The organism is Xanthomonas sp. CFBP 8443, from assembly GCF_025666195.1.
Lineage (GTDB): Bacteria > Pseudomonadota > Gammaproteobacteria > Xanthomonadales > Xanthomonadaceae > Xanthomonas_A.
Genome location: NZ_CP102592.1, coordinates 3881834 through 3897698 on the forward strand (window position 1 = coordinate 3881834; position 15865 = coordinate 3897698).

The window sequence follows — 15865 nt, forward strand, 5'->3', positions numbered from 1 at the left end:
CCCACACCTATTTCAGCATGCCGAGTTCTTTGGCCCTTTCATGCGCGACAGACGCCTGCTCTTGATGCCCTTCCTGAAGCAGCGTGGAAATCATCTTGGCGGCAAACGCAGTGTCCGATCTGCCCGCCTCCACTGCTCTAGTGAACATCAGGTTGGCAAACGTGGCGTCATGCAGGTAGGTCAGGCCATAGTCGCCGAATTGGGCATACATGAAAGCAGGGACGCCGTCCCGATTGGCCAGCGCGACGCATGCCTCCTTTAGCTTCCCGTCGTCGATCGCCACACCGCGCTTTCGCCGTTGAATCAGGTCAGAGATGGATGATACGACATCCGCCGAAAGCGGCTTTGTTTTCAGCTTCGAGATCAAGCCTGACCACCACTCGTTCTTGACCGGCTTGCCATAGGCCAGCGCCATCAGAATGAGCCCCTGCTCGGGCAGCGTCGATGCGCTTGGCAGAGCGGCAGCAGCCTCGAACTGTTGCTCGGCCAAGCTATACAAGGGCGAATCGCCGTCTCCATTGGCGCGTTCAACGAGCGCAATGGCAAGACCGGTTCTCGCCCGTGCGGACTGTGGATTCACGTCCACCAGCTCATTGAAGAAAAGGAACCCATTGCCCCACGTTGCCGAACGAATGGCGCAAAGGCCAACCATGAAGACGACTACAGCGGCAACACCGACATACTTGATTGCAGGACCATCCCTCAACGGGATGATGCGCACCAATTCGGCAAGCACAAGGAGTACTCCGAGCAACGAGAAATAGTTCCTGTGCTCAAAAACAAGCTCAAGATCTATCGCGTTGCTCGTCAACAGGTGCCCCGCAAAAAACCAGAAAACCCCGAGCGACAGCAATGGCATCGCTCGCCGCGCAAACCAGCCCACACAAAGTAGAGCGACGATAAAGAGCCAAGAAAAAAGTGTCGTTACCGGCGAGAGCAGCCCGACAGACTTCGGATAGGAATCGTAATAAAAAATCAAACTTTTCGGCAACGGCAGGGCGATCTGCTGAAGGTAAAGAACCAATACCCTCCCCTGGGTAAGCAAGCGCTCATAGAGCGTGAAATCCCGCCCTTGGAAGGCACCAGGCCGAAGCGCCCGCGGCAAGATCCACCCGAAGAATATCGCGCTCGCGACCAACCCGAACGCCAAGTACAAGGCGATCAGCAGTCGCCTATCTCGTCGCTTATTCGCAGCGAAGCGGAACAGGCAAACTTCCAGCGAGAAGGCATACGCGCCGAAAAGCGCAGCGGATTCCTTGGACAACAGCCCAACCAAGGCGAGCGCCCCGGAAAAGCAGAGCCATCCCCACCCGGAACCGCCTTCTATCTGCCGTTGTCTTCCATGCAGGTAGACAATGAGCGCCAGCAACACGAACGTCAGCGACAGCGACTCCATTCGCTGAACTACATACAGTACCGTAGACACCTGCAGGGGATGCACAGCCCACAGCAAGGCAACGACCAGGCAATAGCCGATCCCACGCCGAACAGACGTCGTGGCGGCACCGCGTGTCATCTTCAACAACAGGGCAAACACCAGCCAAGCGTTGACGACGTGGACTACCACCCCGGTCAACTTATAGCTCCAAGCATTTTCGCCCGAGAAGTACCAGTTCAGAGCAAAACTCAAGGTAGCCAACGGCCTGCCAACGGAGCCCGGCTCGTAGCCCATGGCCGAGCTCTTCAAGTTCTGGAAGTTTAATTCAGCAAGATGGATCTTCGCGTTGTCGACGATATTCGGGTAATCGTCGAACAAGAATGGCCCCGTCAGCCCAGGCCAATATACGGCCAGAACGACGATCGCCAATACGACAACTCCAAGCCACGGGGAGGCAACCAACGCACGCAAGGTTGGCGGATTCGCCATCACAAGATCCCCGGACCGTAATCGCTACTCAGAAAATCAATCATCCACATCCTTCAGGCCGATACTTCTCGGGTACATCACTGCCATCGCAACTCCACACGCCGGACATGCTCCGGCGCAGCGACAGCGTCGTTCCAGTGACCATGTCGTTGCCGGCCAGAACGCAGCTGATGCCGCCAACTCCGGTTGCAGCGTCAACCGAAGCAGTTATCTCGGGACATCGCGCGGATGATGATAGGCCTATGTAGGAGGCACTGACATCACTGCCCCTGCCGTCATTGAATGCCGCCTCGAGGCCAGTCTGCCCGCCCCGAATTTCGCTCAACGCCGCCACGACCTGTGAACGCGAGACATAATTGATGTAGCCCTGAAGTGCGATCGCAGAAAGAATTGCCACTATAGCGATCACCATCATCAGCTCGATCAAGCTGAAACCCTTCTGATCGCGCATGCCTTTGCTCCCCCCAAAAAAGAAGACCCCACTGCGTGGGGTCTTCTTCAAGCAAGACAAGAAATTATTACAGCGCCGTGGTGCAGGTGCTCGGACGGTACTTTGCGGTAGCATCGGTCGAGCAGGCCCAGTTGCCGGACGCATTACGAGTCCACCGAATCGACTTCCCTTGGACGCCATCGCCACCGATCATGACGCAGTTGATATTGCCGGTATCACCCGCGGTCGGGGTGATGGCACTGCAACGGCTCGTGGCAGAAGTCAGACCAATATCGCTAGCGCTAGCGATGCTCTTGCCTTCATTGGTCAGCACTTCGAACTGCGTCTTGCCCGGGGTGATGTCGGACAGGGCCGCGGTGACCTGCGACTTGCGCACGTAGTTCTGGTAGGCCGGCAGCGCGATGGCGGCCAGGATGGCGATGATCGCGACGACGATCATCAGTTCGATCAGGGTAAAGCCCTGCTGCTTCTTCATGGTGAATCCCCTAGAGATGGTGTGTAAGTTGGCAGACACTCCGCCCGCGGAGCTTGCTACCCCTCGAGCGCCGCGCGGCAGAGCGCCACGTGCGGGTGATGCAAGCAGGCCGCGTGCCAACTTCCCCACGCGCACCCTATGCTCCCCAGGGCGCATGATGCCCCATCGAATGCCGCCCGACACGGGCAAAGAAACGATTTGCGACGGGCTTTCCCCTCTGCCAGGATATGTCACATAGTGACGCAAAACGTCACCTCGTCGGGATTTTGGCTCCTCGCGCCTCGGAGCTTGCCGCGACCATTGCCGCTGATGCCAGACGCCACGGAAACCGATACCATGCCGGTCATGTCCGCCTGGGGATGGCTGGACGGGGAGCACACCTGATGTCCGCAACTCGTAGCGCAGTACCCAAAGAGCCCGTCGCGCGCAATACCAGCCAGCAGCTGCCGTTCGTCTGGGAAGGGACGGATAAGCGCGGCGTCAAGATGAAGGGCGAGCAGACCGCCAAGAACGCCAACCTGCTGCGCGCCGAACTGCGCCGCCAGGGCATCACGCCGTCGGTGGTCAAACCCAAGCCCAAGCCGCTGTTCGGCTCTGCCGGCAGCAAGATCAGCGCGAAGGACATCGCCTTTTTCAGCCGCCAGATGGCGACGATGATGAAGTCGGGCGTCCCCATCGTGGGGTCGCTGGAGATCATCGGCAGCGGGCACAAGAACCCGCGCATGAAGAAGATGGTGGATCAGGTCCGCACCGACATCGAGGGCGGTTCGTCGCTCTACGAGGCGATCAGCAAGCATCCGATCCAGTTCGACGAGCTCTATCGCAACCTGGTCAAGGCCGGCGAAGGCGCAGGCGTGCTGGAGACCGTGCTGGAGACGGTCGCGACCTACAAGGAAAACATCGAAGCGCTGAAGGGCAAGATCAAGAAGGCCTTGTTCTACCCGGCCATGGTCATGGCGGTCGCCCTGCTGGTCAGTTCGATCCTGCTGGTGTGGGTGGTGCCGCAGTTCGAGGATGTGTTCAAGGGCTTTGGTGCGGAGCTGCCGGCGTTTACCCAGATGATCGTAGCTGCATCGCGCTTCATGGTTGCCTATTGGTGGATGCTGCTGATCGTCTTGGTCGGCACCATCGTCGGCTTCATCTTCGCCTACAAACGCTCGCCGTCGATGCAGCACGGCATGGACCGGCTGATTCTGAAGGTACCGATCATCGGCCAGATCATGCACAACAGCTCGGTGGCACGCTTCTCGCGGACGCTGGGCGTGACCTTCCGCGCCGGCGTGCCCCTGGTGGAGGCGCTGGACATCGTCGCCGGCGCCACCGGCAATAGCGTGTACGAAAAAGCGGTGCTGCGCATGCGCGACGACGTGTCGGTCGGCTACCCGGTCAACGTGGCGATGAAGCAGACCAACCTGTTTCCGCATATGGTCATCCAGATGACCGCCATCGGCGAAGAGGCCGGTGCGCTGGATGCGATGCTGTTCAAGGTGGCCGAGTACTTCGAGCAGGAAGTGAACAATGCGGTGGATGCGCTGAGCAGCCTGATCGAGCCGTTGATCATGGTGTTCATCGGCACCATCGTCGGCGGCATGGTCATCGGCATGTACCTGCCCATCTTTAAGCTGGCCTCCGTCGTTGGATAAGCATTAATGGCATTTCTCGATCAACACCCCGGCCTCGGCTTTCCCGCCGCGGCGGGGTTGGGCTTGCTGGTAGGCAGTTTCCTCAACGTGGTGATCCTGCGCCTGCCCAAGCGCATGGAGTGGCAGTGGAAGCGGGATTCGCGCGAGATCCTGGAGCTGCCGGACATCTACGATCCGCCGCCGCCCGGGATCGTGGTCGAGCCCTCGCACTGCCCGCACTGCAAGCACAAGCTGTCCTGGTACGAGAACATTCCGCTGTTCAGCTGGCTGGCGCTGCGCGGCAAGTGCCGGCATTGCCATGCGCCGATCTCGATCCAGTACCCGCTGGTGGAGATGCTGACCAGCCTGCTGGTGGTCGCCAGCGTCTGGCGCTTCGGCTTCGGTTGGCAGGGGTTCGGGGCGATCGTATTCAGTTGTTTCCTGGTCGCGATGTCGGGGATCGATCTGCGCACTCGCCTGTTGCCGGACCAGCTGACCTTGCCGCTGATGTGGCTGGGCCTGGTCGGCAGCATGGACAATCTGTACATGCCGGCCAAGCCGGCGTTGCTCGGCGCGGCAGTCGGCTATGTGTCGCTGTGGTCGGTGTGGTGGCTGTTCAAGCAGATCACCGGCAAGGAAGGCATGGGCCATGGCGACTTCAAGCTGCTGGCGGCGATCGGCGCCTGGTGCGGACTGAAGGGCATCCTGCCGACCATCCTGATCTCTTCGCTGGTCGGCGCGATCCTCGGTTCGATCTGGCTGGCGGCCAAGGGCCGCGACCGGGCCACGCCCATTCCGTTCGGTCCCTACCTGGCCATCGCCGGCTGGATCACGTTCTTCTGGGGCACGGAAATCATCGACACCTACATGCGCTGGTCCGGGCTGCGCTGAGCGAGGCGGTGCCTTGAGCGATTTCATCGTCGGCCTGACTGGCGGCGTGGCCTCCGGCAAGAGCGAACTGAGCCGGCGCTTCGAGGCCAAGGGCATCGTCGTCGCCGATGCCGACGTTGCCGCGCGCGCGGTGGTCGCGCCCGGGCATCCGGCGCTCGGGCAGATCGTGGCCCGTTTCGGAGCGCAGATCCTGCGCGAGGACGGCAGCCTCGACCGCGCCGCGCTGCGCCAGCAAATCTTCGAAGACCCGGTGGCGCGCCGCGACCTGGAGGCGATCACCCATCCCGCCATTCGTACGCTGATGCAGCAGGCGTGCCGCGAGGCCGCCAGTCCCTATGCGGTTGCGGCGATCCCGCTGCTGACCGAAGTCGGCGCGCGCACGGCCTATCCGTGGCTGGATCGGATCGTGGTGGTCGATGCTCCGGAAGCGACGCAGCATGCGCGCCTGATGCAGCGCGACGGCATTACCGCCGAACTGGCGCAGCGGATGATCGCGGCGCAGGCCACGCGCACGGCGCGGTTGGCGATTGCCGACGATGTCGTGGTCAACGATGGCGATGCGTCGCGACTGCAGGACGCGGCCGATGCGCTGGATCGGCAGTACCGCGCATTGGCGGCGGCGAAGATCGCGTAACAGTCCAATTCGGCGACGCGCGCTTTTGCAGGAGCGGCTTCAGCCGCGACTGGATCCATCAGGAAACCTGTCGCGGCTGCAGCCGCTCCTACAGGAAGCCGGCCCGTCCAGTCTCTGTCACGCCGCCCTGAACCACAGCGTCGCCACCACGCCCTTGGTCGCGCCCGGGCGCACGTTGACCTGCCAGCCGTACAGCTCGCACAGGCGGCTGACGATCGACAGGCCGATGCCGCCGCCCTGCGAGTGCCCGGCGTGGGTGCCGCGGTAGCCGCGCTGGAACAGCTTGGCGGCGTCTTCCTCGCTGAGGCCGGGGCCGGAGTCGATCACCTGCACCGCATCGCTCAGCACCCGCACCACCACCTGGCCTTCGTGGGTGTACTTGACCGCGTTGCCGATCAGGTTGCCCAACGCCACCGACAATGCCGCCTCCGGCGCGTCGATGCTCAGGTTGCGTTCGCCCTCCAGCAACAGCTGCAGCGGCTTGCCGCCCAGTTGCGCGCGGTGCGATTCGATCAGTTGCTCGGCGACCTTGGCCACGTTGCTGTTGCCCTGCCCGCGCTCGTTGCGCGACAGCAGCAGCAACGAGCCGATCAGATCGCTGCACTGCTGTTCGGCGCGCTGGATGCGTTGCAGGCGCTGCAGCACCTTGTCGTCGAGATTGGGGCGGGTCAGCAGCAGTTCGGTGGCGCCGCGGATCACCGCCAACGGCGTGCGCAGTTCGTGGCTGACGTCGGCGTTGAACTCGCGGTCGCGCTGCACCACTTCGGTGAGCCTGGCCGAATAGTCGTCCAGCGCCTCGGCCAGCTGCCCGACTTCGTCGTCGGGGAAATGCGGCGCCAGCGGCTTGGGATCGCTGCTGCCACGATAGGCGCGCAGGCGCGCCGCCAGATCGGAGACCGGGCGCATCACCCGCGACGCCGACCACCAGCCGATCACCAGCGACAACGCACTGAACACCAGCACCGACAGGATCAGGGTGCGGTTGAGCTGCACCTCGCCCTGGATGGTCTGGGTCATGTCGTAGGCGAGGAAGAACCACACGTCCGGCGTCTTGCGCACCGCGACCTTGTAGGAGAACGGCTTGCCCGATTCGTCGCGCCCGGAGACGGTGTGGATGCCGTCGGAGAAGTTGTACCACTCCGGCTGCTCGCGCTTGAGCGCTTCGAAGCGATCGCTCTTGACCACCCGGCCGACCATCTGCTGCACCGGCAGGTCGGGGTTCTTCGACGGCGCGGAAAAGAACCGGCGCGCGTACTCGTCGATATTGCGATTCATCACCGCTTCGACCAGTTGGTTCTCCACCCGCGCGCGCGCCCAGTTGGTGGCGAACGCGAACAGTGCCGTCAGGCCGAAGCCCAACAGCACGAAGGAGAGGATGATGCGGCTGCGCAGGCGGCGGCGGTAGCGCCCGCGCCGCCGCACCGCGCGCGGCAACTCCCCAGCTTCAGGCATCGGGCGCGGCGATGCGGTAGCCGATGCCGTGGCGGGTCTGGATCATCGGCACGTCGAAGGGCTTGTCGACCACCGCGCGCAGGCCGTGGATGTGCACGCGCAGCGAGTCCGAATCCGGCAGTTCCTCGCCCCAGACGCGGGTTTCCAGCTCCTGCCGGGTCACCACCGCGGGCGAGGCTTCCATCAGCGCCTGCAGGATCTTCAGCGCGGTCGGGTTGAGCTGCAGCAGCTTGCCCTGGCGCCGCACTTCCAGCGTGTCCAGGTTGTATTCCAGGTCGCCGGTCTCCAGCACCCGGGTGTGCACGCCCTTGCCGCGGCGCGACAGCGCGTTGAGCCGCACTTCCACTTCCTGCAGCGCGAACGGCTTGATCAGGTAGTCGTCGGCGCCGGAATCGAAACCTGCCAGCTTGTTGTCCAGCGAGTCGCGCGCGGTGAGCATCAGCACCGGGGTCTGCTTGCGCGCTTCGTTGCGCAGCTTGCGGCACACTTCGATGCCGTCCATGCCCGGCAGGTTGAGGTCGAGCACGATCGCGTCGAATTCGTGCACCACCGCCAGGTGCAGGCCGGTGACGCCATCGGCGGCGAAATCCACCGTATGCCCGCGGTCCTCGAGGTAGTCGCCCAGGTTGGCAGCGATATCGCTGTTGTCTTCGATCACTAGAATTCGCACCAACATTTACCCCGTCAGTCGTACTTGCCAGTTGGATTGCGCCGCATCAGTTCCTGCGCATCCTCGTTGTCGCGGCGGCGTTCCGCCACGGTCTTGCATTGCGTCGTGGTACGCAGCGATCCGGTGACCGCTTCGCGCCTGCAGATCAGCCGGCTGTCCGCCGATGCCTTGGTCAGCAGCGCGTTGACCGTTTCCTGATCGTTGAACAACACGACCTTTTCTTCCTCGCGCAGCGTGTCGACGTCGGGATGGGCGTTGAGCACCGTCGCCATGCGCGACAGTGCCGCTTCCACCTTGCCGCGATCTTCTGTGCCGAGTTCGGAATAGGTCTTGCCGTCGTCCAACTGCTGGCGAATTGTACTGAGTTGCTGCGCGAACGATTTCTTCACGTTCATGGGCGCCTCACCTTTCGGCGCAGCGACCGCGGTGCACGCGAGCGCCATCCCCAGCATCAAACCGATCACGCTTTTCATCCCTGTCCCCTAGGCGATTGGTGGTGTGAATCACAAATGTAGCCCCCCTGCGAACGGCGCCGCAAGCTGCACGCAATACTGGTGCGCTTGGCCACCGAAAAACCGGCCCGCGGGAACAAAAAGGCCCAAGCGGCAAGGCCGCTTGGGCCGAAAGGTATATCCCGATTACCGTTCCTGCTGAGGAGGGCAGAGCTGCGGTCCGACGAAGCATACGCAGGCGCGAATTAAACCCGTGTTAAGCCAGAATGGCCGGACGGATATCGCCTTAAGTTGCTGATTTCTTTCGGATCAAGCTCGCCTCGAGGTGCTCGATGACCTTGCCGGCGATGTCCAACCCGCAGACCGCCTCGATCCCCTCCAGGCCCGGGGTGGAGTTGACCTCCAGCACCAGCGGACCGCGCCGCGAGCGGATCAGATCGACTCCGGCCACGCCCAGGCCCAGGGCCTTGGCCGAGCGCACTGCCACCTCCTGTTCGCCGCGGCTGGCGATCGCCAGCTGCGCGCTGCCGCCGACATGCAGGTTGGAGCGGAAGTCGCCTTCCGGCGCCTGCCGGCGCATCGCCGCGACCACCTGGTTGCCGACCACGAAGCAGCGCAGGTCGGCGCCCTCGGCCTCGCCGATGAACTCCTGCACCAGGAAATTGGCGTACAGCCCACGCAGCGCCTCGACCACGCCGCGCGAGGCGCTAGTCTTCTCGGTGAGGATCACGCCGGTGCCCTGGGTGCCTTCGTTCAACTTCACCACGTGCGGCGGCGGCCCCAGCATCGACAGCAGGTCGCCGGTGTCGTCGGGGTTGTCGCCGAACACGGTCATCGGCATGTCGATGCCCTTGGCCGCCAGCAACTGGTGGGCGCGCAGCTTGTCGCGCGCGCGCAGGATCGCGTCGGACGGATTGGGCGTGCGCACGCCCATCATCTCCAGCTGACGCAGCACCGCGGTGCCGTAGCGGGTGACGGAATTGCCGATGCGCGGCAGCACCGCGTCGTAGCCGGTGATCGGCTTGCCCTTGTAATGCATGGTGAAGGAGCCGGCGGCGATGCGCATGTAGCAGCGCAACGGGTCGAGCACGCGCACCGTATGCCCGCGTTCGCGACCGGCCTCGACCAGGCGGCGCGTCGAATACAGCTTGGTGTTGCGGGACAGGATGGCGAGCTTCATCGAGGCGCGACGGCGGTGGCTGGCCCGGCATCATACGTTGCGCCGTCGGCACTGCGGCATCGGCACGGTGCCGGCGCTGACCGGCGGCTGGCGCATGTACACGGCAGCGCGTAATACGCGGCCTGCCCGGGTGCGAGCTCGACCGCCGCCGCCGGGCTGTCCCACAGCCGACACGGGACCGCCCCGAAACCTTCACAAAACGGTTGCATGGTGGCGGGCGGGCCACACCGGCCGTGTGCTGGCTGTCACGCATCACGCGGCGGGTCCCCACGCCTCCCCACCTTTTATTGGAATTTCGATGATCCCCACCTCCAGACCCTTGCGCCTGCATGCGCTGGTGCTCGCCGTCGCGTCCGCGCTGCCGGCCTTCGCCGCGCTGGCCGAGACCGCGCCGGTTGCCGACGGCGCCAGCGCCGATGCGGCGAGCGCCACCAGCGGCAGCGATGCGACGATGCTCGACGCGATCACCGTGGTGTCCACCGGCACCACCCGCCAGGTGCAGCGCATCACCCGCGAGGACATCGGCACCGCCGCCCCCGGCACCAGCGCGCTGAAGGTGCTGGACAAGCTGCCCGGCGTGCAGTTCCAGTCGGCCGATGCGTGGGGCGCCTACGAGTGGTCGACCGCGATCACCCTGCACGGCTTCGACCAGAGCCGCCTCGGCTTCACCCTGGACGGCATCCCGCTGGGCACCATGAACTACGGCGTCAGCGACGGCCTGCAGGTGACCCGCGCGATCATCTCCGAGAACGTGGGCTCGGTGGAGTTGGCGCAGGGCGCTGGCGCGCTGGGCACCGCCTCGAGCAGCAACCTCGGCGGCACCGTGCGCTACTACTCCGACGACCCGGATGCCGAGCCGGGCATCCGCTTCAGCCAGACCTTCGGCTCCGATTCCGCGCGCCGCACCTACCTGCGCGGCGACATCGGCGACCTCAACGGGTTCTCGATGTACACCGCGCTGGTGCACGGCGAAACCGACAAGTGGAAGGGCTACGGCAACAACGAGTACAGCCAGGCCAACGTCAAGGCGCTGTACCAGTGGGGCGACGGCAACCGGGTCAGCCTGTTCCTGGACAGCTCCAAGCGCAAGGAATACGACATCATGGACCTGTCGCTGACCTCGCAGAAGGCGCTGGGCTGGGACTGGGACTACCTGATGCCGGACTGGAACAGCGCGGTGCAGATCGCCAACGCGCTCAACGGCAACGGCAGCTATCCGGCGTCGTTGAACGCCCTGCCCGCCGACTACGGCAAGGCCGACGCGTCGTACTACTCCGGCGCCGGCCTGCGCGACGACAACCTGGCCGCGCTCAGCGGCGCCTTCAACCTCGGCGGCACGGCCACGCTGAACCTGGCCGGCTACTACCACGACAACACCGGCGAAGGGCAGTGGACCACGCCGTACGTGCCCTCCTCGGCCACGGTGCCGCTGTCGATGCGCACCACCGACTACCGGCTCAACCGGCATGGCGTCACCGCGTCGCTGAACTTCACCGTCGCCGGCAACGAGATCGAGATCGGCGGCTGGTACCAGAACGCCAAGACCGTGCAGGAGCGCAACTACTTCCTGCTCGATGGCGCGTTCACCGATCTGTTCTACTTCAACAAGGCCGGCACCCGGTTCGAGCGCGGTTTCTCCCAGCACTACGAAACCGACACGCGCATGTTCTATGCGCAGGACACGCTGCGCCTGCTCGACGAACGCCTGACCGTGAACTTCGGCGCCAAGAAGCTGCAGGTGGACACCACCTCGCAGTCGCTGGTGCCGACCACGTCCTACGCGGTCGGCGAAATCAAGGCCGATTCGGACCTGCTGCCGCAGGTGGGCGTGAACTACAAGCTCGACGAGCATCAGGAAATCTACGCGTCCTACAACAAGAACATGGCCGGCTTCGGCTTCACGCCGTTCCAGGAATCGCAGGCGGCGTTCGACGCGATCAAGAGCTCGCTGGAGCCGGAGACCGCGCAGACCTACGAACTGGGCTACCGCGTGCGCGGCGACGGCATCGAGGCGTCGCTGGCGCTGTACCACACCACCTTCGACGACCGCCTGCTGGTGACCTCGCCGTGCACCGCGATCCAGACCTGCGCAGCCACGCTCAACAATGTCGGCTCGGTGCGTAGCCAGGGCGCCGACCTGGCGGTGATGTGGCGCCCGATCGCGCAGCTGCGCTGGTTGAACTCGCTGTCCTACAACGACGCCACCTACCAGGACGATTACCTCAGCGGCGGCGTGGTCGCCACCGCCGGCAAGCGCGTGGTCGGCATCCCGGAGTGGATGTTCTCCAGCAGCCTGGCCTACGAAAACGCCGGCTGGCACGCAGCGCTGGATGGCAAGTACACCGGCCGCCGCTACATCAGCTACCTCAACGACTCGTCGGTGCCGAGCTACTGGCGCTTCGACCTGAGCGCGGGCTACGACTTCGGCCAGGTCGGCATGTTCCAGAACCTGGGCCTGAGCGCCAACGTCACCAACCTGCTGGACAAGCGCTACTTCGCCACGGTCGGCACCAATGGTTACGTGGTCTCCGATCCAAATGGCTACAACCAGACGCTGATGGCCGGCGCGCCGCGGCAGTTCTTCGTCACCTTCAGCGGCAAGTTCTAGGCGAGATCGCCAGGGAAGGCGATGCGCCGCCGTTGCATTGGGTAACGGCGGCGGTTGCATCGGAATGCCGCATACGAAAGAAGCCGCCATTGGGCGGCTTCTTTTTTTGTGCGTATGTTGCATGCCAGGTGATCTGTCGCGGCTGAAGCCGCTCCTACAGGGGCGTGGCGTGCGCCCTACCAGGCTTTTGTAGGAGCGGCTTCAGCCGCGACACACAGCCAAGGCCACCTGAACCCCGCCGCCGCAGCTAACCTGCAACGACGCGACCGATCGCCGGGTCGCTCATGCTCGGGCGGCCGGTCTCGATATGCCCGGCCAGGCGCCGCCGCCACTGCGGCATGGCCTCGCTCGCGATCTCCAGGTCGTACCAGTGGTGCTGGGCCTGCAGCGGGAAGCGCAGCACCTGGTGCGCGCCGGCGGCCAGTTCCTGCATCTGTTCCGCTCCGCCACGGTAGCTGTCGCGGATGCGCAGCCGGCACGCCTGTGTGCCGGCATTGCGCAGCTCCAGCAGCAGGCATTGCGTGGTCGCCTCGTAGTCGGCCTCGGCCTGCAGTCCGGCGTCGGCTACGCCATCGCCGTGGAATTCACGCAGGAAGCCGTTGGGGCCATGCACGCGCAAGGCATAGCCAGCATCGGCCGCGGCGCCGCGCCATGCGCGCGCATCCTGCAATTCGCTGCACGCCGCCACCGTGTAGAACCACGGGCCGGCACCACCGCCATCGGCGTAGGCATTCAGGGCGACGCCGACGGCGCCGCGATTGACCATCCGCAACGCCGTGCCCTGCGCTCCGGGCTGCAGGCGCACGTCGAAATCGTAGGGTAGCGCGCGCGCCGGGCGCTGTCCGGGCTCCTGCACCGGCAGCGCCTGCTGCGCGGGCCGTTGCGGCAGCGGCAAGGCCGCGGTCGCGTCGACACGGGCGATGAAATCGCGCGTGTCCGGCAGGGCGACGCGGGCGTCGTCGTGGCCGGCGAAATCCAGCGCCGAGGTTAGGTCGCCGGCGATCGCGCGGCGCCACGGGCCGATGTTGGGTTCGGCGACGCCGAAGCGGCGCTCCAGGAAACGGATCACCGAGGTGTGGTCGAACACCTGCGAATCGACCCAGCCGCCGCGGCTCCACGGCGACACCACCAGCATCGGCACGCGCGGACCGAGGCCGACCGGAACGCCGTGGTAGTTCTCGCCGCGCAGATCCACGTTGCTGGCGCCGATGGCCGGATCGGTCGCCGGCAGCGCCGGCGGCACGTGGTCGAAGAAGCCGTCGTTCTCGTCGTAGTTGATCAGGAACACGGTCTTGGACCAGACCTCCGGCGAGGCCGCCAGCGTCTCCAGCAGGCGCGCGCTCAGCGATTCGCCATACGCCGGCGTGCCCTGCGGATGCTCGCTGAGCAGGTACGGCGCCACGATCCACGACACCTGCGGCAGCTTGCCGCTGCGCACGTCGCGTTCGAACGCAGCGACCAGATGCTCGCCGCGCGAGGCCTTGGCGTTGTCGGCGGTGGAACCCGGCACGATCGCGCGACCGCGCTGGTAGAGGGGCGAGCTGCGGTCGAGATTGCGGAAATTGGCGAAGTACGGGTGGCTGTTGTCGCCGTAGTTGTCGAATTCCTGGTAGACCTGCCAGCTGACCCCGGCCTGCTGCAGGCGCTCGGAATAGGTGGTCCACGTGTAGCCGGGGAACGCCTGATTGTCGCGCGCCATGTCGCCGGTCCAGTTGCCGTCGTCGCGGTTGTTCACCGCCTGCTCGCCGTCGTTGCCCACGTCCAGGCCGCTGGTGCCGGTGAACATGTACATGCGGTTGGGATTGGTCGGGCCGAACAGCGAGGCGTGGTAGCCGTCGCAGATGGTGAAGGCGTCGGCCAGCGCGTAGTAGAACGGCAGGTCCTCGCGCTGGAAGTGGCCCATGGTCATCGCCGTCTTCTGCGCGATCCACGCGTCGTGGTGTTTCCAGGTCTCGTGCGAGCCCTTCCAGTGGTGGTCCAGGCCCTCCATCGACTGCGCGCTGCTGGTCTGGCCGTTCAGGCGGAACGGCAACACGTAGCGATCGCCGGCGCCGGCCTCGGGCTGGTACCAGACCGGGCGGCCGCTGGGCAGGCGCAAAGGCCTTGGATCGCCGAAGCCGCGCACGCCGCGCAGGCACCCGAAGTAATGATCGAACGAGCGGTTCTCCTGCATCAGGATCACCACGTGCTGCACGTCCTGCACGGTGCCGGTGACCCGCGCCGGCGGCACCGCCAGCGCGCTGCGGATCGCGCCGGGCAACAGCGGCATGACCGCCCCCGCGCCGAGGGCCAGGGATGCACTGGCGAGGAAACGGCGACGACTGTGTTCGACCATGGGGGGAGAGACCGGCAACGAGCATGCGCTCATGAGCCTGCCAGCGTAGCCGCGGCGGATGAAGCGGGTTTGACAGCACGCCTCGCGGATCAGACGAGCAGGTCCGACCAACTGCGTGAGCGAGCGTGGCGAATACATGCTTCCATTCGTCGTGGCGCCCTGACGACCATCTTCGCTACGGCAGGACGGCGGTCTCGGCAAGGCGGTGCGGGCACGCCAGTGCATTCCCCCTTCTGATCGCTACCGCGTGGCGGCCGATCGAAAATCGAATCAGCGGCCACGCGTGGGTACCGCTGCATGCGACAGGAGCGGAGCGGGTGCCCCGCTCCTGCGCAAGCCCGCCTCAGCCCTGGATGAAGGCCAGCAGGTCGGGGTTGATCACATCGGCGTGGGTCGTGCACATGCCGTGCGGATAGCCCGGGTAGACCTTCAGCGAGCCGTTCTTCAGCAGCTTGGCCGAGAGCAGGCCGGAGTCGGCGATCGGCACCACCTGATCGTCGTCGCCGTGCATCACCAGGGTGGGCACGTCCATTGCTTTCAGGTCTTCGGTGAAGTCGGTTTCCGAGAACGCCTTGATCCCTTCGTAGTGCGGCTTGGCGCCGCCGAGCATGCCCTGCCGCCACCAGTTCTGGATCGCGCCCTGCGAGACCTGGGCGCCCGGACGGTTGAAGCCATAGAACGGGCCGCTGGCGAAGTCGAGATAGAACTGCGCGCGGTTGGCGGCGAGCCCGCCACGGATGCCGTCGAACACCTCCATCGGCAGTCCGCCCGGGTTGGCCGCGGTCTTGAGCATGATCGGCGGCACGGAACTGATCAGCACCGCCTTGGCCACGCGGCCCTTGCCATGCGCGACGACATAGCGCGCCACTTCGCCGCCGCCGGTCGAATGGCCGATGTGCACCGCATTGCGCAGGTCCAGATGTTCGACGACGGCGGCCACGTCGGCGGCGTAATGCTCCATGTCGTGGCCGTCGCTGACCTGGCTGGAACGGCCGTGGCCTCGCCGGTCGTGCGCGACGACGCGGAAGCCCTTGCCGAGGAAGTACAGCATTTGCGCATCCCAGTCGTCGCTCGACAGCGGCCAGCCATGGTGGAAATAGATCGGCTGGGCCGTCTTGGGGCCCCAATCCTTGAAGAAGATCTCGACGCCGTCGTTGGTGGTGATCGTGCTCATCGGTTTGCCTTTGTTGGGTGAGGGGTGAAGTGCAGACACAGACTAGGGATTCGG

At 64.9% G+C, this 15865-nt stretch carries 13 protein-coding genes; 4 read left to right on the forward strand and 9 right to left on the reverse strand.

Translation table 11 applies throughout. The features are described from left to right. Nucleotides 1-7: 7 nt before the first annotated feature. The 3 genes from NUG20_RS16205 to NUG20_RS16220 all read right to left on the reverse strand — a co-directional run bounded on the left by NUG20_RS16205 (nucleotide 8) and on the right by NUG20_RS16220 (nucleotide 2793). Entirely contained in the window at nucleotides 8-1807 is a 1800-nt protein-coding gene (locus NUG20_RS16205) for a glycosyltransferase family protein (protein ID WP_263395458.1), read from the reverse strand. 100 nt (nucleotides 1808-1907) lie between these two features. Next, the gene (locus tag NUG20_RS16210; RefSeq protein WP_286038011.1) at nucleotides 1908-2318 is read right to left on the reverse strand and encodes a pilin; all 411 of its coding nucleotides are present in this window, start codon (nucleotides 2316-2318) and stop codon (nucleotides 1908-1910) included. Nucleotides 2319-2385: 67 nt separating this feature from the next. Continuing rightward, on the reverse strand, nucleotides 2386-2793 hold the full coding sequence (locus NUG20_RS16220; RefSeq protein WP_263395459.1) for a pilin: 408 nt from the start codon (nucleotides 2791-2793) through the stop codon (nucleotides 2386-2388). Between the two features lie 383 nt (nucleotides 2794-3176). On the opposite strand from NUG20_RS16220, the gene NUG20_RS16225 reads away from it, so the two are divergent. From NUG20_RS16225 to coaE, 3 genes are read left to right on the forward strand one after another with little or no spacing between them, the layout of a single operon-like run. Next, the gene (locus NUG20_RS16225; RefSeq protein WP_263398512.1) at nucleotides 3177-4436 is read left to right on the forward strand and encodes a type II secretion system F family protein; all 1260 of its coding nucleotides are present in this window, start codon (nucleotides 3177-3179) and stop codon (nucleotides 4434-4436) included. Nucleotides 4437-4442: 6 nt separating this feature from the next. Continuing rightward, nucleotides 4443-5306: a prepilin peptidase gene (locus tag NUG20_RS16230; protein WP_263395460.1), complete on the forward strand. Its 864-nt coding sequence runs from the start codon at nucleotides 4443-4445 to the stop codon at nucleotides 5304-5306. Between the two features lie 13 nt (nucleotides 5307-5319). Beyond that, nucleotides 5320-5940, forward strand: a complete 621-nt coding sequence (gene coaE / locus NUG20_RS16235; protein ID WP_263395461.1) for a dephospho-CoA kinase — start codon at nucleotides 5320-5322, stop codon at nucleotides 5938-5940. Nucleotides 5941-6057: 117 nt separating this feature from the next. On the opposite strand, the gene NUG20_RS16240 is transcribed toward coaE, so the two are convergent. The 4 genes from NUG20_RS16240 to rimK form a co-directional block, all read right to left on the reverse strand. Next, nucleotides 6058-7392 carry a sensor histidine kinase gene (locus tag NUG20_RS16240; protein ID WP_263395462.1) on the reverse strand — a complete coding sequence of 445 codons (1335 nt, stop codon included), beginning with the start codon at nucleotides 7390-7392 and terminating at the stop codon, nucleotides 6058-6060. Then, nucleotides 7385-8062: a response regulator transcription factor gene (locus tag NUG20_RS16245; RefSeq protein WP_145703507.1), complete on the reverse strand. Its 678-nt coding sequence runs from the start codon at nucleotides 8060-8062 to the stop codon at nucleotides 7385-7387. Before NUG20_RS16245 ends, NUG20_RS16240 begins: the two co-directional genes overlap by 8 nt. 14 nt (nucleotides 8063-8076) lie before the next feature. Continuing rightward, a complete protein-coding gene (locus NUG20_RS16250; RefSeq protein WP_263395463.1) occupies nucleotides 8077-8535 on the reverse strand; it encodes a hypothetical protein in 459 nt (152 codons plus the stop codon). A gap of 265 nt (nucleotides 8536-8800) precedes the next feature. Further along, entirely contained in the window at nucleotides 8801-9694 is an 894-nt protein-coding gene (gene rimK / locus NUG20_RS16255; RefSeq protein ID WP_263395464.1) for a 30S ribosomal protein S6--L-glutamate ligase, read from the reverse strand. A gap of 298 nt (nucleotides 9695-9992) precedes the next feature. Here rimK and NUG20_RS16260 point away from each other — a divergent pair, with 298 nt between their 5' ends. Then, the gene (locus NUG20_RS16260) at nucleotides 9993-12302 is read left to right on the forward strand and encodes a TonB-dependent receptor (RefSeq protein WP_263395465.1); all 2310 of its coding nucleotides are present in this window, start codon (nucleotides 9993-9995) and stop codon (nucleotides 12300-12302) included. A 247-nt stretch (nucleotides 12303-12549) separates the two neighbouring features. Here the strand turns inward: NUG20_RS16260 and NUG20_RS16265 are convergent, their stop codons facing one another. Beyond that, nucleotides 12550-14571 (reverse strand): phosphocholine-specific phospholipase C, encoded by a 2022-nt coding sequence (locus tag NUG20_RS16265; RefSeq protein WP_263395466.1) that lies wholly within the window; start codon nucleotides 14569-14571, stop codon nucleotides 12550-12552. Nucleotides 14572-14980: 409 nt separating this feature from the next. Continuing rightward, nucleotides 14981-15811, reverse strand: a complete 831-nt coding sequence (locus NUG20_RS16270; protein WP_263395467.1) for an alpha/beta fold hydrolase — start codon at nucleotides 15809-15811, stop codon at nucleotides 14981-14983. Nucleotides 15812-15865: the final 54 nt, after the last annotated feature.

Excerpts from the sequence above, each read along its gene's own strand:
- NUG20_RS16210 (WP_286038011.1), bottom strand. The coding sequence starts at position 2,318 with ATGCGCGATCAGAAGGGTTTCAGCTTGATCGAGCTGATGATGGTGATC.
- NUG20_RS16260 (WP_263395465.1), top strand. The coding sequence starts at position 9,993 with ATGATCCCCACCTCCAGACCCTTGCGCCTGCATGCGCTGGTGCTCGCC.
- NUG20_RS16265 (WP_263395466.1), bottom strand. The coding sequence starts at position 14,571 with ATGCCGCTGTTGCCCGGCGCGATCCGCAGCGCGCTGGCGGTGCCGCCG.
- NUG20_RS16225 (WP_263398512.1), top strand. The coding sequence starts at position 3,177 with ATGTCCGCAACTCGTAGCGCAGTACCCAAAGAGCCCGTCGCGCGCAAT.
- NUG20_RS16240 (WP_263395462.1), bottom strand. The coding sequence starts at position 7,392 with ATGCCTGAAGCTGGGGAGTTGCCGCGCGCGGTGCGGCGGCGCGGGCGC.
- NUG20_RS16250 (WP_263395463.1), bottom strand. The coding sequence starts at position 8,535 with ATGAAAAGCGTGATCGGTTTGATGCTGGGGATGGCGCTCGCGTGCACC.
- rimK (WP_263395464.1), bottom strand. The coding sequence starts at position 9,694 with ATGAAGCTCGCCATCCTGTCCCGCAACACCAAGCTGTATTCGACGCGC.
- NUG20_RS16220 (WP_263395459.1), bottom strand. The coding sequence starts at position 2,793 with ATGAAGAAGCAGCAGGGCTTTACCCTGATCGAACTGATGATCGTCGTC.
- NUG20_RS16270 (WP_263395467.1), bottom strand. The coding sequence starts at position 15,811 with ATGAGCACGATCACCACCAACGACGGCGTCGAGATCTTCTTCAAGGAT.
- NUG20_RS16230 (WP_263395460.1), top strand. The coding sequence starts at position 4,443 with ATGGCATTTCTCGATCAACACCCCGGCCTCGGCTTTCCCGCCGCGGCG.